Annotated in this window: 23 protein-coding genes; 6 read left to right on the top strand and 17 right to left on the bottom strand. The window is 66.3% G+C overall.

Features of this window, described 5'->3' with window-relative positions:
* The first annotated feature begins 71 nt into the window (after nt 1–71).
* From DWZ52_RS01610 to DWZ52_RS01600, 3 genes are read left to right on the top strand one after another with little or no spacing between them, the layout of a single operon-like run.
* Nucleotides 72–1,484 carry an efflux RND transporter periplasmic adaptor subunit gene (locus DWZ52_RS01610; protein WP_118384742.1) on the top strand — a complete coding sequence of 471 codons (1,413 nt, stop codon included), beginning with the start codon at nt 72–74 and terminating at the stop codon, nt 1,482–1,484.
* Nucleotides 1,484–2,257: an ABC transporter ATP-binding protein gene (locus DWZ52_RS01605; protein ID WP_118384741.1), complete on the top strand. Its 774-nt coding sequence runs from the start codon at nt 1,484–1,486 to the stop codon at nt 2,255–2,257. Before DWZ52_RS01610 ends, DWZ52_RS01605 begins: the two co-directional genes overlap by 1 nt.
* Complete coding sequence (locus DWZ52_RS01600; RefSeq protein WP_118384740.1) at nt 2,254–3,468, top strand: ABC transporter permease; 1,215 nt, start codon at nt 2,254–2,256, stop codon at nt 3,466–3,468. Before DWZ52_RS01605 ends, DWZ52_RS01600 begins: the two co-directional genes overlap by 4 nt.
* A 232-nt stretch (nt 3,469–3,700) precedes the next feature.
* On the opposite strand, the gene cobK is transcribed toward DWZ52_RS01600, so the two are convergent.
* From cobK to cobM, 17 genes are read right to left on the bottom strand one after another with little or no spacing between them, the layout of a single operon-like run.
* Complete coding sequence (gene cobK / locus DWZ52_RS01595) at nt 3,701–4,474, bottom strand: precorrin-6A reductase (protein WP_117629344.1); 774 nt, start codon at nt 4,472–4,474, stop codon at nt 3,701–3,703.
* Nucleotides 4,471–5,112, bottom strand: coding sequence for a precorrin-8X methylmutase (locus DWZ52_RS01590; RefSeq protein WP_118384739.1), 642 nt, complete (start codon nt 5,110–5,112; stop codon nt 4,471–4,473). Before DWZ52_RS01590 ends, cobK begins: the two co-directional genes overlap by 4 nt.
* Nucleotides 5,113–5,628, bottom strand: a complete 516-nt coding sequence (locus DWZ52_RS01585; RefSeq protein ID WP_117647859.1) for a cob(I)yrinic acid a,c-diamide adenosyltransferase — start codon at nt 5,626–5,628, stop codon at nt 5,113–5,115.
* Nucleotides 5,625–7,124, bottom strand: coding sequence for a cobyric acid synthase (locus tag DWZ52_RS01580; RefSeq protein WP_233547233.1), 1,500 nt, complete (start codon nt 7,122–7,124; stop codon nt 5,625–5,627). Before DWZ52_RS01580 ends, DWZ52_RS01585 begins: the two co-directional genes overlap by 4 nt.
* Nucleotides 7,117–8,340: a histidinol-phosphate transaminase gene (locus tag DWZ52_RS01575; protein ID WP_158572388.1), complete on the bottom strand. Its 1,224-nt coding sequence runs from the start codon at nt 8,338–8,340 to the stop codon at nt 7,117–7,119. Before DWZ52_RS01575 ends, DWZ52_RS01580 begins: the two co-directional genes overlap by 8 nt.
* Complete coding sequence (cbiB, locus tag DWZ52_RS01570) at nt 8,337–9,311, bottom strand: adenosylcobinamide-phosphate synthase CbiB (RefSeq protein ID WP_118384736.1); 975 nt, start codon at nt 9,309–9,311, stop codon at nt 8,337–8,339. Before cbiB ends, DWZ52_RS01575 begins: the two co-directional genes overlap by 4 nt.
* Entirely contained in the window at nt 9,311–10,267 is a 957-nt protein-coding gene (locus DWZ52_RS01565) for a histidine phosphatase family protein (protein ID WP_233547232.1), read from the bottom strand. Before DWZ52_RS01565 ends, cbiB begins: the two co-directional genes overlap by 1 nt.
* A 41-nt stretch (nt 10,268–10,308) precedes the next feature.
* On the bottom strand, nt 10,309–11,076 hold the full coding sequence (locus DWZ52_RS01560; RefSeq protein WP_158572387.1) for an adenosylcobinamide-GDP ribazoletransferase: 768 nt from the start codon (nt 11,074–11,076) through the stop codon (nt 10,309–10,311).
* Nucleotides 11,073–11,621, bottom strand: coding sequence for a bifunctional adenosylcobinamide kinase/adenosylcobinamide-phosphate guanylyltransferase (locus DWZ52_RS01555; RefSeq protein ID WP_118384733.1), 549 nt, complete (start codon nt 11,619–11,621; stop codon nt 11,073–11,075). The genes DWZ52_RS01560 and DWZ52_RS01555 overlap by 4 nt, the downstream gene beginning before the upstream one ends.
* Nucleotides 11,618–12,760, bottom strand: coding sequence for a nicotinate-nucleotide--dimethylbenzimidazole phosphoribosyltransferase (locus tag DWZ52_RS01550; protein ID WP_118384732.1), 1,143 nt, complete (start codon nt 12,758–12,760; stop codon nt 11,618–11,620). Before DWZ52_RS01550 ends, DWZ52_RS01555 begins: the two co-directional genes overlap by 4 nt.
* Complete coding sequence (locus tag DWZ52_RS01545) at nt 12,753–14,135, bottom strand: cobyrinate a,c-diamide synthase (RefSeq protein ID WP_233547231.1); 1,383 nt, start codon at nt 14,133–14,135, stop codon at nt 12,753–12,755. Before DWZ52_RS01545 ends, DWZ52_RS01550 begins: the two co-directional genes overlap by 8 nt.
* Nucleotides 14,132–15,604, bottom strand: coding sequence for a precorrin-6y C5,15-methyltransferase (decarboxylating) subunit CbiE (gene cbiE, locus DWZ52_RS01540; RefSeq protein ID WP_118384731.1), 1,473 nt, complete (start codon nt 15,602–15,604; stop codon nt 14,132–14,134). The genes DWZ52_RS01545 and cbiE overlap by 4 nt, the downstream gene beginning before the upstream one ends.
* Nucleotides 15,592–16,335, bottom strand: coding sequence for a precorrin-3B C(17)-methyltransferase (gene cobJ / locus DWZ52_RS01535; protein ID WP_118270307.1), 744 nt, complete (start codon nt 16,333–16,335; stop codon nt 15,592–15,594). The genes cbiE and cobJ overlap by 13 nt, the downstream gene beginning before the upstream one ends.
* Nucleotides 16,335–17,468 carry a cobalt-precorrin 5A hydrolase gene (locus DWZ52_RS01530; protein WP_118384730.1) on the bottom strand — a complete coding sequence of 378 codons (1,134 nt, stop codon included), beginning with the start codon at nt 17,466–17,468 and terminating at the stop codon, nt 16,335–16,337. The genes cobJ and DWZ52_RS01530 overlap by 1 nt, the downstream gene beginning before the upstream one ends.
* Complete coding sequence (gene cobI, locus DWZ52_RS01525) at nt 17,469–18,134, bottom strand: precorrin-2 C(20)-methyltransferase (RefSeq protein WP_199579056.1); 666 nt, start codon at nt 18,132–18,134, stop codon at nt 17,469–17,471.
* 16 nt (nt 18,135–18,150) lie between these two features.
* Nucleotides 18,151–19,335 (bottom strand): cobalt-precorrin-5B (C(1))-methyltransferase CbiD, encoded by a 1,185-nt coding sequence (gene cbiD / locus DWZ52_RS01520; protein WP_233547230.1) that lies wholly within the window; start codon nt 19,333–19,335, stop codon nt 18,151–18,153.
* Between the two features lies 1 nt (nt 19,336).
* Nucleotides 19,337–20,128 (bottom strand): precorrin-4 C(11)-methyltransferase, encoded by a 792-nt coding sequence (gene cobM / locus DWZ52_RS01515; RefSeq protein ID WP_118384728.1) that lies wholly within the window; start codon nt 20,126–20,128, stop codon nt 19,337–19,339.
* Between the two features lie 458 nt (nt 20,129–20,586).
* Between cobM and DWZ52_RS01510 the strand changes: the two genes are divergently transcribed.
* The 3 genes from DWZ52_RS01510 (at nt 20,587) to DWZ52_RS01500 (ending at nt 23,767) form a co-directional block, all read left to right on the top strand.
* Nucleotides 20,587–21,513: a sirohydrochlorin cobaltochelatase gene (locus DWZ52_RS01510; protein WP_117639389.1), complete on the top strand. Its 927-nt coding sequence runs from the start codon at nt 20,587–20,589 to the stop codon at nt 21,511–21,513.
* A gap of 144 nt (nt 21,514–21,657) precedes the next feature.
* Nucleotides 21,658–22,191: a hypothetical protein gene (locus DWZ52_RS01505; protein ID WP_118384727.1), complete on the top strand. Its 534-nt coding sequence runs from the start codon at nt 21,658–21,660 to the stop codon at nt 22,189–22,191.
* Nucleotides 22,192–22,195: 4 nt separating this feature from the next.
* On the top strand, nt 22,196–23,767 hold the full coding sequence (locus DWZ52_RS01500; protein WP_147352131.1) for an ABC transporter substrate-binding protein: 1,572 nt from the start codon (nt 22,196–22,198) through the stop codon (nt 23,765–23,767).
* Nucleotides 23,768–23,771: the final 4 nt, after the last annotated feature.

Here is a 23,771-nt window from a genome sequence, read left to right as displayed (position 1 = left end):
CAACTTCTATACGCCCGCCTATCGCGACGGGCGTATATACTTATCGGAGCCATATCGATAAAGGAGACGCTATGTCCAAGGTCCCCACGATCAATCCGGGTCCTGACGATTCCGATCGCATGCCCCAAGATGCCACCGAGACCCTGCCGATTATCAGCGCTGCAGACACCAAGCAGCCCCAAACGAGTCTCGACGATTCGACCGAAATCTCCGATGAAGAAGCCTATGCAAAGCTCAAGGCAAAGCGTGCCGAGCGTCGGCGCAAAAAGCTCATCCGACGCGGTATCGCCGTCGGTGTCGTTGTTGCCATCGCGCTCATTGCCATCATCGCAACGCTGGTCATCAACGCGCAACCCGCAGGCACCAACGGACCGGTGACCGACATGGTCACCGAAGGCACGTTTACCACCACAGTCGAAGCCAAGGGGCAGCTTAAGCCCATCTCGGCATCGGTCGTCTCCCCTTCTGTCGACGGTACGGTTGAAAAGATCAACGTGCAGGCCGGACAGAGCGTCAACGAGGGCGACGTACTCATGACCATTAAGAACGACGCGCTCGATAGCGCTGTTTCCGAGGCGCAGCGCGCGGTCGCGGCCGCCCAGGAAGACCTGAACAATGCAAAGGTGGCACTCGCGGCCGCGCAGGCCGCACCGACAACGGACAGTGACGGATCGACCGGCCCATCGGACGCAAGCACCAACGCAAATGCCGTCTCGACCGCCCAGCGCAACCTCGCCTCGGCCCAGGCAACGCTGGAGCAGGCAACTGCAAAGGCGGCCGAGCGCACCGTAAAGGCCCCCAGCTCGGGCAACATCGTCGAGCTCAACGCCAAAGTCGGTGCCACGGTGACCGGAGGCACGATCATGGGCGAAGGCGACACGAGCGGCGGCAAGCAGTGCATGCAAATCGCCGACCTGTCCAAGATGAAGGTGACGGTTCAGGTGGGCGAAAAGGATATCGCCAAAATTGCCGTGGGCCAAAGCGCCAACGTGACCTATGCCGCGTTTCCCGATATCGTGAGTCAGGGCACCGTCACGGCTATCGCCTCGGTGGCAAACTCTGACTCCGGCTCCGGTAGCGGCGGCAGCGTGACCTTTAACGTCGACATCCTCATCGAAGCACCCGACAGTCGCCTTAAGCCGGGTATGACTGCCGAGGTCTCGGTAGTGACCGAGAAGCTCGACGACGTGGTTATGGTGCCGACCATGGCGCTGATGACCGAAGACGGCGAGCACTATTACGTCAATCTGGCCACCGATTCGGAAGGCAAGAAGACGCGCCGCGTGAAGGTGACCGTCGTGACGCAAAACGACAACGAGGCTGTAGTCGGTAAGACGCAGGTCAAGCGCGACGACCAGGGCAACGAGATCAACCCAGACGTCCCGGTTACCAAGTTACGCGACGGCGACACCATCGTGACGGATACCGGCACAGGCATGACGGCAGAACGTGGCGACAATATGTCTGCCGACGAGGGCATGTAATGCGTCCCGTTATCGACATCCGCAACGTGCACCGCATTTTTGAGAGCGAGGCCGGTTGCGCCCACATCCTGCACAACGTGAGCCTGGCGGTGAACCCCGGTGAGTTCGTCGCCATCACCGGCCCCTCGGGCTCGGGCAAGTCGACGCTCATGAACATCCTGGGCTGCCTGGACAAGCCGACGGCGGGTGATTATTTCCTGCAAGGGCTCAACGTCGCCGAGCTCGACGATGATGAGCTCACCGAGGTGCGCGCGCTGAGCATCGGCTTTGTCTTTCAGAGTTTTAACTTGCTGCCGCGTCTGACGGTGATCGAAAACGTCATGCTGCCGCTGTCCTACACCAATGTGCCGCGTAGCCAGCGCGAGATGCGCGCCGTGCACGCGCTGCAAGCCGTCACACTGCCGGTCGACCATTGGGACCACCGCATATCGGAACTCTCGGGCGGACAGATGCAGCGCGTCGCCATCGCGCGCGCCCTCGTCAACGACCCGCCCATCATTTTGGCCGACGAGCCAACGGGAAATCTAGACTCGACAACCGGGGCGCTCGTCATGGAAACCTTCCACAAGCTCCAGAAACGCGGCAAGACCATCGTACTCATCACGCATGACCCCGGCATCGCCGCCGAGGCCGATCGAGCCGTAACCATCCGTGACGGGCGAATCCATGACGGCGCATATGTCGCGCATACACCGAATACGTTACGCGGGGCCGTGAACGCCCTGCCCGCGATTTCTGCAACCACCAATCAACCGAAAGGAGCGAAGGCATGAGCACCCGTGATCTTGTCCAAGAAGCCCTTCACTCGCTCGAGGCCAACAAGGGACGCAGCCTGCTCACCATCCTTGGCATCGTCATTGGCATCGCCTCGGTCATCGCCATGACTTCGCTCATCGGCGGCATCCAAAACAGCCTGGTCAACAGCCTGGGCCTCAATGCAGCCCGCATGGTAGAGATCTATTCGTCCCAAGAACTCACAGATTCGGATGTGGAAAAGCTTCGCAAACTGGTGCCGCAGATTGAGCAGATCGGCATCGTCGATAGCGCCTATTCCGAGTACAAGGTCGGGGATAAAAGCTATACCGTCATGGCACACGGCGTCGATAGCGACATGCTCGATGCCGTGGGCGCCAGCAAGATCGTCGCAGGGCGCACCTACAACGGTATCGAGTCAAAATCCGGTGCGCGCGTGGCGCTCATCGGCCGCGGCGGTGCCGATCAGCTTTACGGCAACGAACAGGATGCGCTGGGGAAAACCATCAAGGTGTCCAACGGCGAGGTACAGATTGTAGGCGTGATTGATGGCGGCAGCGACTCCATGGGCTCGCTCACACTGTATATGCCACGCGAAACCATCGCCGGGCTGTTTGGCGACGAGAATCCTTCATTCCCCAGCGTGACGGCACTTGCCGCCGAGGGCACGGACATGGATGAGCTTTGTAAGACCATCGAGTCCAAGGTGCGCGCGATGAAGGGCATCGAGGAGGAGGATGAGTACGACAGTGTATCGGCGACATCCATGAAAAGCGCCATCGATGCACTCAACTCCTTTATGGGCGCCTTCTCGCTCATCATGGGCGCTGTCGCCAGTATCTCACTGCTTGTCGGCGGAATCGGCATTATGAATATGATGCTTACCAACGTGACTGAGCGCATCCGCGAGATCGGCATCCGTCGCGCTCTGGGCGCCAGTCGTCGCGATATCACCGCGCAGTTTTTGGCCGAGTCCTCGGCGCTGTGCGTCACCGGTGGCCTGCTGGGTGTCCTGATTGGCTATCTGCTGGCCTGGGGCCTCGCGATGTTTGCCGCAGGATCAGGGGTTCTCAACGAGCTCGGTGCCAGTGGGGAGATCACACCGAGCTTTTCAATCGCCACGGTGCTGCTGGCCTTCGGCGTCTCCGTCGGCATCGGCGTAATCTTTGGCTTCTACCCCGCTCGCCGCGCGGCAAAACTCAACCCGGTGGAGTGCCTACGCTACCAGTAAGCCACCACCAGCTACCAGTAAGCCACCACCAACAAGTTGCGGTGAATTAGGAACCGGATATGCTATCTAGCAGCAAAAACAGACACTATTTCACCGCAACTTATTGAAGGACTGTTTGCGCCAGTTCTGGGCGTCGTCCTCGAGCTATTGATGGATGACGGGCTTGTACGGGTCGAGCTTGCACGGGGCGCTCCTCCTCGCGGGCGGGAGGGCGCGCAGGCGCGGCAAGCGCCTAGCGCGCGAACTCCCGTAAGAGGGCGTCTTCCACTTCCCGAAGCGAAAGGGCCCCGCCTCCCTCGGCGGGACGGGTGACCACGATGCAGCGCGCTCCCACGTCGCGCGCGGAGGCGAGCTTCTCGGCCGTGCCGCCTACGGTTCCCGAGTCCTTGGTCACAAGCCACTGGGCGCCCACCTGCCGAAGCATCGCCTCGTTGAGCTCGCGGGTGAAGGGCCCCTGCATGCCGATGACGTGCGACGGCGAAAACCCCGCGTCGATGCACTTCGTTATAGCACCGGGCAGCGGGAGCACGCGCACGAAGAAGCGCTCCGCGAAATCGGCGACGCGCGTGTAGGGAGCAAGCTCCTTGCTCCCCGTCGTGAGAAGAGCGCGACCCGGGTTCTCGGAGAGAAAGCGCGCCGCGCAGGCGATCGACGCGACCGACACGACGCCTTTGGGCAGCGCCTCGACCGGGCGCGCAAGGCGCAGGCATCGTGCACCCACGGCGAGCGAAGCGGCCCGGATGTTGCCGCTTGCGAGCGTAGCGAAGGGGTGCGTGGCGTCGACGACGATGCGCGCGCCGGAAAGCTCGCGCTCCATGTCGGCCTCGTCGAGCCTGCCCGCATGCACCTCGATGCCCGGAAGCTCGCCCAAAAGTTCGCCTCCGTACTCTGTTGCCGCGTAGGCACGGGCGGGGATGCCCGCCCCGCTCGCCCATTCGCACAGAAGGCGGCCCTCGGTGGTGCCGGCGAAGATGCGCAGCGCCGGCGCGGATGCGGGAGCCGTCACTTCGGGCCGCCTGTGCGCGTGATCTGGTAGAGCAGCGCGTTCATAATGGCAGCCGCCACGGTCGAGCCGCCCTTGCGACCCCTCGCGACGATGGCCGGCACGCGTCGTGCGAGTAGCTCCTCTTTCGCCTCGACCACGTTCACAAACCCGACCGGCACCCCAACGACGAGCGCGGGCGAGATCTTCCCCGCGTCCATGAGCTCGGCGAGGCGCAGAAGTGCTGTGGGAGCGTTGCCGACGGCCACGATGAGCGGACCCTCGATGCCGCAAGCTTTGTCCATGCTCGCAACGGCGCGAGTCGTGCCCGCGGCGCGCGCAGCCGCGGCGACATCGGGGTCGGCCATGAAGCACACGGCCTTGCAGCCGAGCTTCGCGAGCGCGGGCTTGCTTATGCCTGCGAGCGCCATGTTCGTGTCGGTGAGCACCGTGGCCCCTGCGCGCAGTGCGTCGAGCGCACAGTGCGCGGCGTCATGGGTGAACACGAGGGAATCGGCGTACGAGAAGTCGGCAGTGGTGTGGATGACGCGCTTCACGACGGGCTCTTCGAGCGGCGGGAACGTGCGGCCGCCGAGCTCTTCGGTGATGATCTCGAAGCTGCGCCGCTCGATGTCGCCGGGCGCCATCTCCTTGGAATCCATCTAGTACTCCACTCCTTCCCTTGCACATATCCCCTGCTCGTAGGGGTGTTTCTTGCACCGCATCTCGGTTATGTAGTCGGCCTTCTCCACGATCTTGCGGGAAGGCGCGCGCCCGGTGAGCACTACTTCGACGCCGAGCGCGGACATATCGAGTGCGCGGTCCACGAGTGCCTCGTCGACAAGCCCCTTCGAAAGCGCGTCGAGCGCCTCGTCGAGCACGAGCAGTCCCTCTTGCGCGCCCTCGAGCTCGGCGAGCGCGGAAGCGAGGTTCCCATCGTGCAGCTCGCACGTCGCGGCAAGTTCTTCCGACGTCATCGACCAGGTAAACTTGTCCGACGCCTTCCCCGCGAACACGGGCACGCCAAAATGCTCGGCGAGCAGGCGCACCTCCCCGCTTTCGCCGTCTTTCAGGAACTGCACGACGACGACGCGGCGGCCTGCAGCGAGCATGCGAAGGGCGAGGCCCATCGCCGCCGTGGTCTTGCCTTTGCCGTCGCCATGATACACGTGGATCATACGCCCTCCTCGATAATGCGGTAGACATACTCCATGTCGAGCGCCCCGCGCACGACGTCGGCCAGGCGGTCAAACTCGCGCGCACGGTGATCGGCCGCGGACGCCGCGCCCGCAGCACCCACGACGCTCTCGGGCAGGCCGCGCATGCGCGCGAGCGAGCGCGCGAGGGCGAGCGCAACCCCCGGTTCGTCGAACAGGCCGTGGAGATAGGTTCCGAACACGTTTCCGCAGGCCGCGCCTTCCGGTTTGCCGCCAATCGTGCCCGCAGGAGCGCAGGAGACGGTCGTTTCGCCGTCGTGAATCTCGTACCCGCGCGCCGTCATGCCGTTCCACACCGAGAACGCGCCTTGGGCGCCCGTGATGCGCAGCTCCGACTGGGCGAGGCGCTTTTCCTCCTTGAACACCGTACTTGCAGGGATGAGCCCGAGCCCGCGCGCGGTGCCAGCGCCTTCCCTGCCGTGCGGGTCGGAAAGCTCGTCTCCCAAAAGCTGGTAGCCTCCGCATATGCCGAGCACCGGCGTGCCCGCGCCCGAAAGCGCGCGTACACAGGCTCCGATGCCGCTAGCCGCAAGCCAGCGCGCGTCGTCGAGCGTAGTCTTCGAGCCGGGAAGCACCACCAGGTCGGGTCGGCCCAGATCGCTCGTCGAGGAAACGTAGCGCACGCCCACGCCGGGCACGCGCGAAAGCGGGTCGAAGTCGGTGAAGTTCGACAGATGCGGAAGACGCACGACGGCGACGTCGATGACGCCGCGCGCCTCGCGGGCAGATAGGCGCGGCGCGAGCGAGTCCTCGTCGTCCAGGTCAAGCGTAAGATACGGCACGACCCCCACGACGGGAACCCCGCACATCTTCTCGAGCGGGGCCAAACCCGGGCGCAGGATTTCCACATCGCCGCGGAACTTGTTCACCACAAGCCCCCGCAAAAGAGCGCGGTCCTCGGGCGCAAGGAGCGCGACCGTGCCGTAGAGCTGGGCAAATACCCCGCCCGGGTCGATGTCGCCCGCAAGCAGCACGGGGGAGGACACGGCGCGCGCGAGCCCCATGTTGACGATGTCGTTTTCGGCAAGGTTGATTTCGGCGGGGCTGCCGGCGCCCTCGATGACGATGACGTCGTTATCCTCCGCGAGCGAATCGAACGACTCCAAAATCTGCGGCATGAGCGCCTTCTTTCGCGCGAAGTAGTCCCTCGCAGCGAAGGCTCCCTGCGCCTTGCCGGCCACGATGAGCTGGCTTCGGTGGCCGCTTTCGGGCTTGAGCAGGATGGGGTTCATGCGCACGTCGGGCGCGATGCCGCACGCCTCGGCCTGCATGATCTGGGCGCGCCCCATCTCGAGCCCGTCGGCCGTGACGCCGCTGTTGAGTGCCATGTTCTGGCTCTTGAAGGGAGTCACGCGCAGGCCGTCCTGCGAAAGCACGCGGCACAGCCCCGCCGCGAGCAGGCTCTTCCCCGCGTTCGACATGGTGCCCTGGATCATGATGGGCTTGGCCCTACCCACGGGTATCGACCTCCTTCGCCAAGCCTCGGCCATCCGCGCCCGCCATAGCGCCGCTGAAAGAAGCGCCGCCCCGTTCGTCGGGTTCGCCTTCGCCCGATGCGTCTTCCGCCCGAAGCGCACGGCCGAACGCCATCGCAAGCCGGGCGTTCTCCTTGCGCGTGCGCACCGCGACGCGGCACCAGAAACGGGACAGTACCGAAAAAGAGTCGCACGTGCGGACCAAAACCCCCTGATCATACAGGCGCTCGGGGATGTCTTTCGCCGGCGTGCGGACTAAAAGGAAGTTCGCATCCGACGGCACGACGGAAAGCCCGAGCGAGGAGAGCTCGTGGGAAAGCCACGCTCGCTCGCCCGCCAATACATCGCGCGTGCGCGAGACGTATTCAACGTCTTCCAGGGCGGCGATGCCCGCGGCCTCGGCGACCGAGGAGACGGGCCACGCCTGCCCCGCCCGGCGAATCCCCTCGATGAGTTGGGCGTTTCCGCTGATCAGATATCCCAACCGCAACCCCGCCATTCCGTAGAGCTTGGTGAACGCGGAGAGCACGGCCACATGGCGCGAACACGCGGCACGTGCGGCCACGCTCCTTTCGCGGGCGTCGGGCGCAAATCCGAGGAAGCACTCGTCCACGACGAGCAGCGCGCCCACCTGCTCGCAGCGGCAAGCCGCGGCATCGATCACGCTGGGGTCGACGAGTCGCCCCGTCGGGTTGTTCGGATTGCAGAGGTACGCCACGTCTCCCGGCCCCTCGATCGCGCGGGCGAAGGAGGCGGGCACGTCGAAGTCGTCCGCTTCGGAGAGCGGGAACTCCTGCACGCATGCGCCGTAGTACGATGCCGCCTCCGCATATTCAGAGAACGTCGGCGCGCACACGACGATGCGTTTCGGACGCACCGCCGCGGCGAGCCGCCAGATGATGTCGGCCGCGCCCGCGCCGCAGACGATAGTATCTTCGGGAATGCCCTGGGCGCGCGCTAGGGCGCGAACGAGGGCGAGGCTTTCCCTATCGGGGTAGGCGTCGATTCGAGAAAGCGCCTTGCAAGCTGCGGCGACGGCGCGCGGCGAGGGGCCTGCCGGATTCACGTTCACCGAGAAGTCGATGAGGTCGGAGGCGCCCCCCTCGCAAGCGATGCCGAGCGATTGCGTGCTACCCCCATGCGCACGGGCACGCAGGATTCCCCCGGCAGCCCGGGGCGCGGCGTGGTCTTCCCTCATGCCATCGCCCCCACGGCGAGCACGACCGCCGCGCGCGCGGCACCGAAGACGACGAGCGCGCATACGGACGCGGCGAGCATGAGCCTTGTCGCCCGGGCGATGTCGCCCCACTCGATTTCACGGGACGCGTCGCCTATCGTCGGTTTCTCAACGAGCTTGCCAAAATACACCGCGGGTCCTGCCAGGCGCAGCCCGAGCGCGCCCGCGCACGCTGACTCGGTCTGTGCCGCGTTCGGGCTCGCATGGCGACGCCTGTCGCGGCGCCAGATGCGCGCCGCCCCGCGCGCGTCGAGCCCGACGATCGGGCATACGGCGATCATGAGCAGGGCCGATAAGCGCGAGGGAATCCAGTTCACCGCATCGTCGAGGCGCGCCGAGGCGCAGCCGAAGTCGATGTAGCGCTCGTTTTTGTAGCCCACCATGCTGTCGAGCGTGTTCACCGCCTTGTACGCCATGCCCAAGGGCGCACCCCCGATCATAAGGTAGAAAAGCGGCGCGATGACGCCGTCGCTCGCATTCTCCGCCACCGTTTCCACGGCGGCGCGCGCGACGCCCTGCTCGTCGAGAACAGACGTGTCGCGTCCCACGATGAGCCCGACAGCTTCACGCGCCGCGACAAGGCCGCCCCTCGAGAACGCACGGGCCACGGCCAGGCTCTGGCGGCGCAGCTCGCATGCCGCGAGAATCTGATAGCTCGCCCATGCCTCGGCCACGAAGCGCAGGCCGGAGTGAACCATGCCGCAAAGATGCAGGATTCCCCAGGTCAAAAGCCCACACGCAAGCGGAAGCGCCACGGCGAGCACAAGCCCTGCGGCGCGCGTGCCCGCGGACGTTTGCGGGAATGCGCCCCGCAGGCGGCCTTCGGCCCACGTGATCGCGCGCCCCATGGCGACGACGGGATGGGGAAGCCAGCGCGGGTCGCCGAAGGCAAGGTCGGCCGCGAACCCGGCGGCGACGGCAAGAATCGTCATCACCGGGCATCGCCCCCCGAAGCGGGGCGAACGTCGCGAAGGCAGCGCCCATCCCAAGTGGCGGCCCATGCGCCGCCCGGCTCGGTATGCACGTCGAAGTATCCCATTTTCGGGACAGCTAGCTCGGAGAGCAGCGCTTTCACGGTACCCGCGTGAACGACGAAGACGGCGCGCCCACTCCCCTGGGCGCGCTCCGATTCGCACGCCTCCCGAAACGCCGCGATGACGCGGCGGGTGAAATCGCTCTTGCCCTCGCCATGCGGGCAGCGCGTCTCGCACCAGGAGTCTACCCAGGCGCGATAGCGCGCATCCTCTTTAAGCTCGGCGGCGCTTCGCCCCTCGAAGTCGCCGAAATCCATCTCGCGCAGACCGGGGCACGCCATAAGCTCCGCGTTCGGGAAGAGGATGCGCGCCGTCTGGTCGGTGCGGGCCATGCCGCTCGTGATAACACGGAACACGTCACGATCGCACGCGAGGTCGCGCAAAGCGCGCTCGCCCGCACTCGACAGGGGCTCGTCGGTGCCCGCCCCGCTGTAGCGATGGTCTTCCGTGCCCGCAGTGGCACCATGGCGCACGAAGACGACTTCCAAAGGCGCACCCGCGCCCTGCGTCCCTCGAGGTGCATCGGCAAGGTTTCCTTTGATGACCTGGGGAATCCCGCACGTCATGCGCACGACGACGTCGGCGCGCGCAGCGAGCGCGCATCCCAGGCGCCCCGCGCGCTCGCGCCATTGGGCGTCTTCCGCACGCAAGGGGACGACCCCCGAGCCGACCAAGGGCAGAATCACTGCGTCGAAGCCGATCAGCCGCTCGAGCGCCCGGTCAGCGTCGAGCGCGCGTACGAGTTCCTCAGCACGGTATGCGACGCGGCCGGCAAAAGCCGCGGGCACGCCGCCCTCCGCAAGCTGCGCCGCGTCGACGAAATCGTCCGCCGCGAACCCGAGTTTTTCGCGCACGAAGGTCCTCTTCCCCGAATGCGCGCCACCTACCACGAGCATCATAGGAGCATGCCCCCCACCACCAGCATGGCAAGCATCGCGAGCTCGGCCCATTGCAGAAACCATCCGGCCAAATCCCCCGTCACCCCGCCGAAGCGGGTCAGGGCAACATGGCGGTACCACGCGAGCACCAAAAGCCCCGCCACCGCCATAAAGGCGCCGACGGCCTGAGCGCACGCGACCATCCCTGCAGCCGAAGCCGCAGCGAAAGCGCAAAGCGGCACGACGATCGCCGCGCGCTTCTTCGCAGGCGAGAGCCCCGCGGCCATGCCGTCCGCCCGCGCGGCAGGCCAGCATTCAACGGCGAGTCCCGAAAGCGCGCGGGAGAACACGAGCGAGCACAGAAGCGCGAGGAACGCTCCCGCCGTAAGCGGCAGCGCGGTGAACAGGGAAAACTGCAGAATAAGGTACACAACAACACCGATGACCCCGAAGGCGCCCGCCCGCGGATCGTGCATGATCTCGAGCTTTCGCTCGCGCGGGGCCCAACTTGCAAGCGCATCGGAGGTGTCGCAGAGCCCGTCTAGGTGGATGCCTCCCGTCACCGCCACAGGTAGCGCCGCGAGCACGGCCGCGACGATGGTCGCGGGCACGCCGAGCAGGTTCGCCACGTACCCCCACGCCGTCATGAGGAAGCCTTCCGCAAGGCCCACCAGGGGAAACGCGGCAAGTGCATGGGTTGACCCGAAATCGGTCCAGGCCGATTTCGGGACGGGGATGCGCGAGAACGTTCCGAACGCCGCGCCGATTGCCTCTGCTATCTTCACCTTGTAGGTCCTTCGCCTTTCATCCACACGGGAATCCCGCATACCACTTCGACTGCATGGTCGGCCAGCGCCGCCACGCCCGCGTTCACGCGCGCGAGCGCGCGCCTCCATGCCTCGGTCCCTTCATCGTAGCGCATCCCATCGGCGAACACGTCGACGGTGACCACTACCGTATACGCAGCGGCCTGAGCGAGCCGTTCGATGCCTCCGAGTACCTCGCGCGCCGCAGCGTCAGGGTCACGCGGGGACAAGCCGCCTTCCGCGAAGAGCTCGTTCGCAACCAGGTTGCCCACGTCCTCCAAAAGAAGTGTGCAGCCGCGCGGAAGCCCGGGCGCTGCGGCGCCCACGTCACGCGAGCACTCGAGGGTGGAAAACCCTTTGCCTTCGCGCAGCGCACGATGGCGCGCGATGCGGCGGGCGCCCTCTTCCCCGAAGGGCTCCATCGTTGCCAGGTACACGCGAGGGCCGTCGTGCCCGAGGCACAGGGACTCGGCGTAGGCGCTCTTGCCGCTCGCGGCGGCGCCGATGACGAGCGTCACCGTCATTTCCCGGCCTCGAAATGCTCGTAAGCAGCCATGCCAGTCGCCGTGAACGTCTTCCCATCCCGGTACACGCGCAGCGCCGAATCCAGAAGGGGCAGATACGCCATGGCGCCCGCGCCCTCGCCCAAGTGCATGCCTGCGTCGAGGGGCGCCTTTATGCCGAGCTCGCGAAGGAGCTCCCGGCTTGCGGGTTCGCTTGATGCGTGGGTGCCCACGAGGTAGCCCAAGGCGTTGGGGCACAGGCGCGCCGCGCACAGGGCCGCCGTGCAGGATATGACCCCGTCGAGGAGCGCCGGCGCCTTCGAGACCGCGGCCCCCAGGTAGAAGCCGCACATCGCAGCGATGTCGAAGCCGCCCACCTTCGAGAGCACGTCGATCGGGTCGGCGGGATCGGGCGAGTTCGCGTCGATAGCGCGCTCGACCACGTCGCGCTTGCGCGCGAGCGAGGCGTCCGAGAGCCCCGCGCCGCGCCCGACAAGGCTCCGCGCGTCCGCCCGGATGAGCACTGCGGCCACCGCCGCCGAGGTGGTCGTGTTGCCGATGCCCATCTCGCCCGCGGCGAGAAGGCGCACGCCGGCGCGGGCAAGCCCGCACGCGACGGCAATTCCGACCTCGATCGCGCGCACGGCCCCATCGCGAGACATAGCGGAGCCGTGCGCGATGTTGCCGCTCCCCCGCCGCACGTTCGCGCGCACCATGCGCGCGTCTTCTATGCCCCGAGCCATACCCACGTCGACGGGCACGACCTCGGCACCCGCGAACGCCGCCATGCGGCAGGCGCTCGTGGCCCCCTCGCACATGTTGCGCGCGACGGCTCGCGTCACGTCTTGTCCGCTTTGCGACACGCCTTCGGCAACGACCCCGTTGTCGGAGAAGAATACCGCGAGCGCACGAGGAAACTCGGCCACCTCGGCGCTCCCCTGAGCTGCGGCGATACACGCGACAGCGTCTTCAAAGTCGCCCAATCCCCCCAAGGGGTGCGCGATGGAGTCCCACGCGGCGTACGCGGCGGCGCGGGCGCACTCGTCTGCAGGCGCGATCCGGGAGAGCGCGGCTTCGAGCACGGCGCCCGGAGCCGACGAGAACGCTCGCTCGACTTCCTCGCGGATGCAGGCAAGCGCGGTTTCGGTTGTTTCAGCCATGCCGCCTCCTCTCTGCGAACGACGCTGCGGCAGACGCGAACGCGCGCGCAACGTCGGGGTTCGCAGGATAGTACACATGCGGGAAGCCCGCCACCAGGGACAGGGTGGTCGTCATGCACGGCCAGCCCTTGTCGCGCCGGGGCTTCTGCGCCCAAAAGTCGCCGCCCGGGCAGGTGGACTGCCAGTAGTGGAACTCGTGCGCGCGGATGCGTGTGCCGCGCGGCCCGTAGAGCCCGTCGCGTTGGGAAGTAAGCTCCACGTACCCGAAATGGGACAGCCTTCCCCCGTTCTCGCTTGCGCCCTCAAGGGCGCCCGCAACAGGCCAGCGCCGCCCCTCGGTATCGGCGATTTCGCGCTGCAGGTACAGAAACCCACCGCATTCGGCGACCGTCGGCATGCCGGATTCCACCGCGCGCCGCACCGCCTCGCGCATCGGCGCGTTCTCGGAGAGCTGCCGCGCATGGAGTTCCGGGTAGCCGCCCCCCAGATAGAGGGCGCTTGTCCCCCGGGGCAACTCGCTATCACACAAGGGGCTGAAAAAGGCCAGCTCGCAACCCAGGTCCTCGAGCGCGCGCAGGTTCTCCTCGTAGTAGAACGAGAACGCCTCGTCACGCGCGACGGCGACGATGGGCCGCGCTCCCGCGATCGGCTCCAACCGGTAAGGTTCCTCGCGGATATCGGGTGCCGTCACCGCTATTTCGAGCAAGCGGTCGACGTCGACGCTCTTTTCCACCAGCTCGGCCATCTTGTCGATGCGCGCGGAGAGCTGCTCGACCTCGTCGGCGGTCACAAGCCCCAGATGCCGGCTTTCGAGCGAGAACGCCTCGTCGGCGGGGATATTCCCCAAAACCGCGACGCCCGTGTGCTTCTCGATCGCAGGCGCCGCGTAGGCGCAGGCAGCGGCGCTCGTCTTGTTCAGCACGACGCCGCGCACGTTCGCACAAGGCAGGAACTCGGCAATGCCGCGGATTGCGGCGGCGAGCGATAAAGACGCCCCGCGCCCGTTCACCACTAAAACGACCGGCGTTTCCGTGTCGCGCGCAACCTGGTAGCTGCTCGCGTCGGCCACGCCGGGCGCCATGCCGTCGTAGAAGCCCATAACCCCCTCGAGCACCGCGACATCCGCGCCCGCGGCGCCGCGTGCGAGCAGGGCGCGCAGCGTCGGGGCGTCGGTGAAGAAGCCGTCTAAATTGCCCGAGCGCGCACCCACGACGCGGCGATGAAAGAGCGGGTCAATGTAGTCGGGTCCGCATTTGAAGGCCGCGCATGCAAGGCCGCGACGCGCGAGCGCGCGCAGGAGCGCGCACGTGACGACCGTCTTGCCGCTCCCGCTCGAGGGCGCAGCGACCATGAAGCGCGGGATGGACGTGCTCACCGGGCGCCGCCTTCCCCACCTGCGGCGTTGCAGTTAGCAAGCGAGACCACCTCAACGGATGGTTTCCCCTCGGCAGAGGGGTCCTCCCCGACAGGTGACTCAACAAGCGCCCCGACATCGGCAAGCTCCTCGGCATCCGCGCCCGCACCACGCGCGCTGACGAGGAACACGGGGTTTTGCGCCTTCATAAGATGGTGCGAGCCTACAGCCTCGGCGCGGGCGGCCGACACCTGGCACGCCTCGAACTCCTTAAAGCGCGAACCCGAGAGGAGCGCGCACGCCTCGGTGAGCGTCTCAACGGTGACGCATGGCACGCACAGGCGAACCTGCGAGTTCTTCTCGAGCGCCGCCTCCACGATGGAGGGAAGCTCGCCCGCGCTCCCGCCGACGAACACGGCGTCGGGGTCGGGCAGTTTCGCGAGCGCTTCGGGGGCGACACCGGGGACCGCATGCACGTTGCCGCACCCGAATGCATCCGCGTTCTCTCGGATGAGCCGCACGCCGGCCGCGTTGCGCTCGACCGCCCATACCGACCCCGCTCGCGCGACGAGCGCCGCCTCGATCGACACGCTCCCCGTGCCGGCGCCGACATCCCACACGGTGTCGGTCGCGGTAAGGCGCAGCTTCGCGAGCGCGACGGCGCGCACCTCCTGCTTGGTCATGGGAACGTCGCCGCGGATGAAGAGCTCGTCGGGAATGCCCGAGGAAGCGTACGGCCAGCGGGGGCTCGCGGCGTGGAATGCGCCCGCAGAGTCCGCCACGAAAGAAGCCGCCGCGGGCGCAGATGCGCCAGCCGGCGCCTCGGAGGCTGCACTAGAGTTCGCAGGCGACCCGGCGCAGCCTGCGAACTCGATAAGCATCACGTTCAAGTCGTCGAACGTCTGACCTGAGATTTCACTTGCGGTCGCGCAGGTGATGCGCTCGTCGGGGTACGACAGGCGCTCGGCCACCGTCACGCGCGCGTCCTCGAAGCCCGCCTGCACAAGCTCGCCCGAAAGCCGCGAGGGGTCTTCCCCGCCCGACGTGGCGAGGAAGAGCTCACCTGCGCGCTCGGCCTCGGCCACGATGTCGCACGCCACGCCGTGAGCGCTCACGAAGCGCCAATCCTGCCATGGACGCGCGAGGCGCGCGGCGAGATACGACGCTGAGCTTATGCCGGGAATGACGCGCACGTCCACCTGCGCGTCGCCGGAGAGCGCCTCCACCAGGCGGCGCGCGCCGCTGAACAGCCCCACATCGCCCGTCATCACGACCACGGCGCGCTGCCACGACGCCGCATCGGTGAGCGCGGCGACGATGTCCGCCGTCTTAACGAGCTCGCATCTCACCACGTCGGGCGGCACGTCGATGCCGACAAGTGCGCGATGAGCGCCGATGACCACGTCGGCGATGTCGATCGCGTCGAGCGCCGCGCGCGAGAGCAAGTCGGGGTTTCCGGGCCCCGCCCCGATGATCGTTACCTTTCGCATGGAATCTCCCGATACCCGCGCGGCGTGACCATACGGCCGCCTACGCGCTTCGTGTCCGCGTTGCCGACGAACACGGTGGTGAACATGTCGGCGTCGAACTCCCCCAGCTCGGAGAGCCTGCACATGCCCGACTGCTGCCCCTCGCGCCCGATGTTGCGTACCCAGCCGCAGAGCGTGTCGGGGGCCTTCCATTCGAGCATAATCTTCGCCGCGCGCGAGAGCCTGTCGGCGCGCTTTCTGCTGCGCGGGTTGTACAAACAGATGCAGAAGTCGGCGCTCGCCACGGCGGCGAGCCTGCGCTCGATGACCTCCCACGGCGTGAGCAGATCGGAGAGCGACACGACCGCGAAGTCGTGGGCAAGCGGGGCGCCGAGCACCGCCGACCCGCTCTGAGCCGCGGTGGCCCCGGCGATAACTTCCACGTCTACATCGGGGAAGTCCTCAGCAAGCTCCAGCACGGGGCTCGCCATGCCGTACACGCCCGCGTCACCGCTGCACACAAGCGCCACGGCTTCTCCGCTCTGCGCGCGCGAAAGCGCCAGGCGGCACCGTTCGACCTCGTGCATCATCGGCGTCGCGAGATGCGCCGCGTCGGGCACGGCGGCGAGCGCGAGCTCCACGTATTTCGTGTACCCCACAACGATGTCGGCCGCCTCGAGCGCGCGCCGAGCCGCAATCGTCATGCCGTCGGGGCCGCCCGGGCCGATCCCCACCACGAAGAGCTTTCCCATCACAGCTCCTTAAACGAAAGTTCGATAGTTACCTTGGAAAACGCGACGGTCACGCCGCCGTGAGCGAGCTTCGGGAAGATAAGTTTGCCCCCGTCCGCGAGCGCCGCGCGCTCGCACACGTTGTCGACCCCCACCGTCGCGCGCACGAAATCAGATGGTGAAACGCTGCCTTCGACCTGCGACAACTCCTCTACGGAATACGTCGCAAGCGGAATCTTGCGCGCGCGGCAGAAGGCGAGCAGACCCTCCTCGTGCGCCTTCACGTCGATCGTCGCCGCCTCGCGCACGGCCGAAGGCGAGATACCCGCCTGCCCGCACGCGAGAAGAAACGCCTCCCCGATCGCTTCGGCGCACGCACCGCGACGGCACCCTATGCCCGCAACGATGCAGGGCACGACAAGGCGAAGCGGCTCGGGCGCAGGCGCCTGCGCCCGCACGCCCGCCGGCTTCCCCGTCTCACCGGCGGGCACGACATCGCCCGTCGTCTCCGCTGCGCGAACGGACGCACCTGCATTCGCGCCAGCGAACGGCGACACGACGATATCGGCCCGAGCGCGGTCGGACGCAATGTCAACCCCCTCAGGCGGCTGTCCCGAAATCGGCATGTCGGAATAGAGCGCCACGCGCCCGCCCGAAAGCAGCCGCGCCGACACTCGCTTGATGGCCTCGGGATTCGAAACGGCGAGCCCCGCACAGCGCGCCCACGTATCCACCGCCCACACGCCGCGGACGTCGGTCGCCGTGGTGATGACGGGGATGGCCCCTGCCGCGCGTGCCACAGTTTGCGCAAGCTCGTTCGCACCGCCCAAATGCCCCGACAAAAGCGGGACGGCAAAGCGCCCCGCCTCGTCGATCGCCACAACCGCGGAATCGCTTGCCTTCGAGGCGACATGCGGCGCGATCGCCCGCACGGCGATGCCCGCCGCGCCCACGAACAGGAGCGCGTCCGACGCTTCCCACGCGAGCGCCGTCCATGCGCGCAGGTCGGCCTTCCCCTCGCCGAACCCGCGCGAAACGGAAACGTCCCAGCCAGGGTCATCTTCACCTGTCTGCGCGCAATCGGAAAGCGCGCGTGCGGTGCGCTCCGCCAACGCATATCCCCTCTCAGTGAACGCTATGCAGGAAACCCTCATCTAGCGCACCACCATTGTCGAGAAGTAGCTGCCCCGATCGGGCACATCGTCGACCGAGCGGTACACGCGCTCGCCCGGAAGCCCACAGTCCTCTACGAGCTCGGCACCGTCGAAGGCGCCCTCCTCGCGAAGGATGCACTTCGTGTCCGCAAGCGAGCGGCGCGCCTTCATGACCACCTTCGTCCCCGGCCAGCTGATTGCGCGGCGCACGTCGTCGTAGCCGCCGGGCACGATGTGCAGAGGCGACGACATCTCGGGCGTGAGGTCGCGCTCGAGCGCCGCGGCGACCGCGCAGAAGCTCGGCACGCCGGGAATGGCGCGCGCCTCGAACCCGCGGGCGCGCACGTCGGGCGCTATGCGCTGGAAGGTGGCGTAGATGCTCGGGTCCCCCAGGTTCAGCAGCGCGACGTCGCGGACCGCATCCAGGTGCGTGACAAGCTCGCGAACAAGCGAGGCATGCTCGGCCGCGCGGCGCGCGACGTCGCGCGTCATCGAGAATCGCACGGGGATCACCGTCTTGCCTGTAAGGTCGACGGCGCCGCGCACGATGTCGAGCGCGACCATGGCCCCGTCCGCCGTCTGCGGTGCGGCGATGACCGGACACGATTCGATTGTGCGGACGGCCTTGATCGTGAGCAGCTCGGGGTCGCCAGGCCCCGTGCCCACCCCGTACAGCACGCCTTTACTCATACGTCGCCCCCAATTCCCCGATAACAGCATCGGCGCCCGACGTGCGGAAAAGCTCGCGGCGCCCGGCGTCGAACACGACCGCGGCGATGTCGCATGCGCCCGCCGCGCGGCGGCGCAACCTGTCCTCGATTGCCGCAGCGAGCGAGGCGCGCACAGCGTCCCCCACGCCGGCGGCCTCGATTACCTCAAGCGCCGTCGTGGTCGTGACCGACGACATGATCTCGTGCACGGTCTTCGCGCCCGCGCCGGCCAAGGCCGCGTGGGCGGCCAGAATCTCCGCGCGGCAGTCGGCGGTACGCGAATGGGTGTCCATGATGCCGCCCGCGACCTTCACTAGCTTGCCGATGTGTCCCACAAGAAGGACATTGGTAAATCCCTCGCGAACGCAGCAATCAATCGCATCGCCCACAAAGTTGGAGATGAAGACCACCGGCGCACCGTTTAGGTGGAAATGCCCCGAGATGAACTGCCCGCCGTAGTTGCCGGGCGTGAGCACGACTCCGCGCCGACCCATAGCCGCATGCTGCCGGATCTCGAGCTCGATGCTGTCGCGCAAGGCAGCGAGGCTGCGCGGCTCGACGATGCCCGTCGTACCCAGGATGGAGATGCCGTCCTCTATCCCCAGGTGCGGGTTGAAGGTCTTTTCGGCAAGGGCAACACCCTCGGGTACCGAAATCGTCACAGCAATATTTCCAGAAAAGCCGTGCGCGGCGCACACCTCGCGCACCGCCGAAGTGATCATCGCGCGCGGCGTCGCGTTGATGGCGGCCGCCCCCACCGGCTGCTCGAGCCCGGGCAACGTCACGCGCCCCACGCCCACGCCGCCATCGACGGAAACTTCCGATTCGCGCGCGGGCACGCCCTTGTTGCCCGCAGCGCCCGTGCCCGGCCCCGCATGTTCCACGAGCGCGTACACGAGCACGCCGTCGGTCACATCGGCATCGTCGCCTGCGTCCTTTCGCACGGCGCACTGGGCGCACCCCTCGCCGATGCATACGTCGACCACGTCCGTCTCGACGGGCAGCCCGCCGGGGGTGACGATCGACACGCGGCCGACGGTCTTTCGTGACAAGAGCATCTCGCAGGCCGCCTTCGCCGCGAGAGCGGCGCAGCTCCCCGTGGTGTAGCCGCAGCGCAGGCGGGTCGTCCCGGTATATATGTAGTGCTCGAAGGCCACGCTAGCTGCTCGCCTTCCGATACCCCGTGGCAAACGAAGGGTCGTAAAGCTTGCTGCGCTCGTACGACTCCGCTTGCGCGCCGTCGTGCGCAAGCCCGCCGCGAGCTCCGAGCACGCGGCCCACCACCACGAGCGCCGTGCGGTCGATGTCCTCTCGCGCGCCCGCATCGGCGAGCGTGCCCACTGTGCATCGCACCACGCGCTCCTCAGGCCAGGTCGCCTTATACACGAGCGCCGCCGGCTCGTCGGAGCTGCGGCCCGCGGCCAAAAGCTCGGCGGAAAGCTCGGCGAGCATACCCGAGCTCAGGAAGATGACCATAGTCGAGCCGCTTTCCGCCATGGTGCGCATGCCCTCGCCCGCAGGCATGGGGGTGCGCCCGGAAAGCCGCGTGATCACGACCGACTGGCTGATTCCCGGCAGCGTGTATTCCTGGCGAAGCGCCGCCGCGGCACCGCAAAAGCTCGACACGCCGGGCACCACCTCGTAGTCCACGCCGCGCGCGTCGAGCGCGTCCATCTGCTCCTGGATGGCGCCGTACAGGCACGGGTCGCCCGTGTGCAGGCGCACCACTTCCTCGCCCCGCGCATCTGCCGCGCACATCACGTCGAGCACTTCCTCCAAGGTCATGTGCGCGCTGTCGTAGACGATGCAGGATTCCTTGCACTCGGCGAGCAGCTCGGGGTTCACAAGGCTACCCGCCCAAACGACCACGTCGGCCGCGCGCAGAAGACGAGCCCCGCGCAGCGTGATAAGGTCGGCGGCGCCCGAGCCTGCGCCAACGATATGAATCATCCGAGCCTTCCCTTCCCGTTTCTCATCGCAACCGTTTACGCCGCCATTCGCGCAGCGGGCAAAACACGGCGCCCGAAGCGGCAATCGGCGCAAATACGCAGGCAGGAGGCGCAATGCCGCCCGCCCTGGCTTTGACACGTTCACAAGTGCCCACTATCATAGTAAAAGATTCGGCAACGAGCATATGACAATCGGATAAAAGGAAATGACCGGCGCGGCGTCCGCACAGCCCGCGCTGGCTTGCGGAGGGAACCAGGTGGGAATCCTGGGCAAGGGACATTACTGTATAGGACGCGCGGGCGAACCGCCTCGCGCCCCAAGCCAGACTGCTTCGCCTTTTCCTCACGGCATCGCCGTGGCGTTAGCTCCTTGTGAACCCCGAGGGGTGCGCTTTTCTTTCGCTTGTGCCGACAAGCAACTGTCGCCGGGGGACCGGCAAACCGAGGAAAGGAAAAACCATGTCCGACCAGATGTCACGCCGCAGCTTCATGGGCGCCGCAGCAACCGGAGCCGTCGCGCTCGCCGGAATCACGCTCGCGGGCTGCTCCAGCACCTCCGCAAGTTCCGAGAAATCGAGCGAAAAGGAGAAGGCCGTGAAGCCGGTCATCCTCGTCACGAGCTTCGGCACGAGCTACAACGACTCGCGCCACATCACCATCGGCGCCATCGAAGACGCTATCCGCGAGAAGTACTGGCAGGACTACGACATCCGCCGCGCCTTCACCGCGCAGATCATCATCGACAAGCTGAAGAAGCGCGACGGCATCACGATCGACAACATGACCGAGGCGCTCGACCGCTGCGTGAAAGACGGCGTGAAGGAAATCGTCGTGCAGCCGACGCATCTCATGGGCGGCCTGGAATACACCGACGTGAAAGACGAGCTCGACAAGTACGCCGACAAGTTCGACAAGATCTCGCTCGGCGACCCGTTGCTCACCTCCGACGACGACTACAAGAAGGTGGCCGCAGCCATTAAGGAGAACATGGCGTCCTTCGACGACGGCAAGACGGCGCTGTGCCTCATGGGCCACGGCACCGAAGCCGATTCCAACGCCGACTATGCCAAGATGCAGGAAGTGTTCAAGAACGAGGGCTTGACGCAGTTCTTCGTCGGCACCGTCGAGGCTGAACCGACCTGCGAGGATGTTATCGCCGCCGCGAGCGCCGCAGGGTACAAGAAGGCCGTGCTCGCGCCGTTCATGGTGGTCGCGGGCGACCACGCGAACAACGACATGGCAGACGAGACCGACCCTGACAGCTGGGCTGCGAAGTTCGTGGCCGCCGGCTTCGAAGTGACGTGCCTGCTCCAGGGTCTGGGACAGAACGTCGCGGTCGACGACATCTACGTCTCACACGTGGACGACGCCATCGCCAAGCTCTAAACTCGCCGCGCACGGGGGCGCCGGTCGCGTCCCCGTGCAACGGGCATGCGCCTTCCCCGACCGACGGCGCATGCCCGTTGCATTCGCATCCCGCCCGCCCACCGCACGGCGCGGGCGGTCGAAGCGATTGAAAGGAACCCCTCCATGTTGAAGAAAACCCTCGTCTTCGCCCTGTCGGCGGCGCTTCTCGCGTTCTCGCTCGCCGGCTGCGCCGGAAATTCAAGCGACAGCGCAAAGGCAAGCGATGCCGATTCCCAGGAAAAGACCGAGCAGGCGGCCGATGCGACCGAGGGTGCAAGCGCTGCCCCCATCACCGCCGACAAGGTGGCCGACGGCACCTATCCGATCACCGTAGATTCCAGCTCGAACATGTTCAGGATTGTGGACGCCCAGCTCATCGTGGAAAACGGCTCCATGCACTGCGTGATGACGCTTTCCGGCACGGGCTACGGCAAGCTCTTCATGGGCACGGGCGACGAGGCTGCCGCCGCGAGCGAGGCCGACTTCATCCCCTATGTGGAAAACGCGGAAGGCAAGTACACCTACGACGTGCCCGTTGATGCGCTCGACGAGGACACCGCCTGTGCCGCGTGGAGTATTAGAAAAGAGCAGTGGTACGACCGCACGCTTGTGTTCGAATCCGCCGGCGTCGATCTGCGCGCCGACGCACTGAAGTAACGCCATGCGGTCGATTCTCCCCAAGGGGGAAAACAGGAAGCGCCACAGCATCGCGGCGCGCGCGATCACCTGCGTTCTCGTCGCCCTGCTCGCGCTTCCCTTCGCGGGGTGCAGTGCGAGCCCGAACGCGACCGGTGGCACGGCGGGCTCTCAGGAATACACTGTGAGTGTCTCGCTTTCCGGTGGGTCAGGGCGCGCAAGCATCGCCTCACCCACCACAATTGTGAAGGATGGCGACACCTACACCGCGACCATCACCTGGTCGAGTTCGAACTACGACAAGATGACCGTCGACGGCGTGGACTACGCGCCCGTAAACGACGGCGGCAACTCCACGTTCGAGATACCCGTCACGCTCGACGAGGACATCGCCGTGTCGGCCGAGACCGTCGCCATGTCGACGCCGCACACCATCGACTACACGATCCACTTCGACTCATCCACCATGAAGGAGAAATCGGGCGACGATGCAAGCGGCGGCTCCCCTGCAGGAACGGCTTCAAGCGCCGCGGCCGACTTCCACAACGCCGATTTGGGCTGCGGCTGGGAGCCGACGGGGGCGCTTCAGCTTGAATACGCCGAGCACTTCACTGTCGACGAGTTCGAAGGCGGTCTGCGGCTTATCTGCGTTTCGAATGGGGAGCGTTTCCTCGTGGTGCCGCAAGATGCGAAGGTACCTGATGGGTTGAGCTCCGACATCGCGGTCATAAGGCGCCCCGCCGACAAGGTGTACCTTGTGTCGTCGGCGACGATGTGCCTGGTCGACGCGCTCGATGCGAACGACAATATCATCATGTCGGGCACGAAGGCCGACGATTGCTCGGTCGCAGGCTTCAAAAGCGCGCTCGAAAGTGGGGCGATCGCCTACGGCGGCAAGTACAGCGCGCCCGACTACGAGCGAATATCGGCCTCGGGCTGCACGCTCGCCATCGAGAACACCATGATCAACCACACGCCCGATGTGAAGGAAAAGCTGCAGAAGCTCGGGCTCGTCGTGCTCACCGAACAGTCGTCGAGCGAGCCCGAAGCACTCGGGCGCGTTGAGTGGATTAAGCTTTTCGGCGTCCTATTCGACAAGGAAGACGAGGCCGCGCACCTGTTCAACGAGCAGAAGGCCCGCGTCGAGCAAACGTCGGGGCTCGCGTCGTCAGGTAAAACCGTGGCGTATTTCTACATTAACTCGAACGGGGCCGCCGTCACGCGGCGGGCGGGCGACTACGTGGTGCAGATGATCGAGCTTGCAGGCGGCAGCTATGCGCTCGATGACGCGCAGACGGCGTCGACGTCAGGTTCGTCAGTAACGCTCGAAATGGAGCGCTTCTACGCGACGGCGAAGGATGCCGACATCATCGTCTACAACGGCACCATCGACGAATCGGTTGCCACCTTGAACGACTTCGTAGGCAAAAACGCGCTATTGTCGCAGTTCAAAGCCGTGAAGAACGGCAACGTCTGGGTCACAAGCGCCGACATGTACCAGCAGATGACTTCTACCGCCGACATTATCGACGAGCTGCACGGGGCGTTCACCGGCGATGACGCGAGCGACTTCCATTATCTGAGGAAGCTCGGTTAGCGCC

Origin of the sequence: Collinsella sp. AF33-16, from assembly GCF_003475325.1 — a bacterium.
Taxonomy (GTDB): domain Bacteria; phylum Actinomycetota; class Coriobacteriia; order Coriobacteriales; family Coriobacteriaceae; genus Collinsella.
This window is presented reverse-complemented; position numbering and strand designations above follow the sequence as displayed.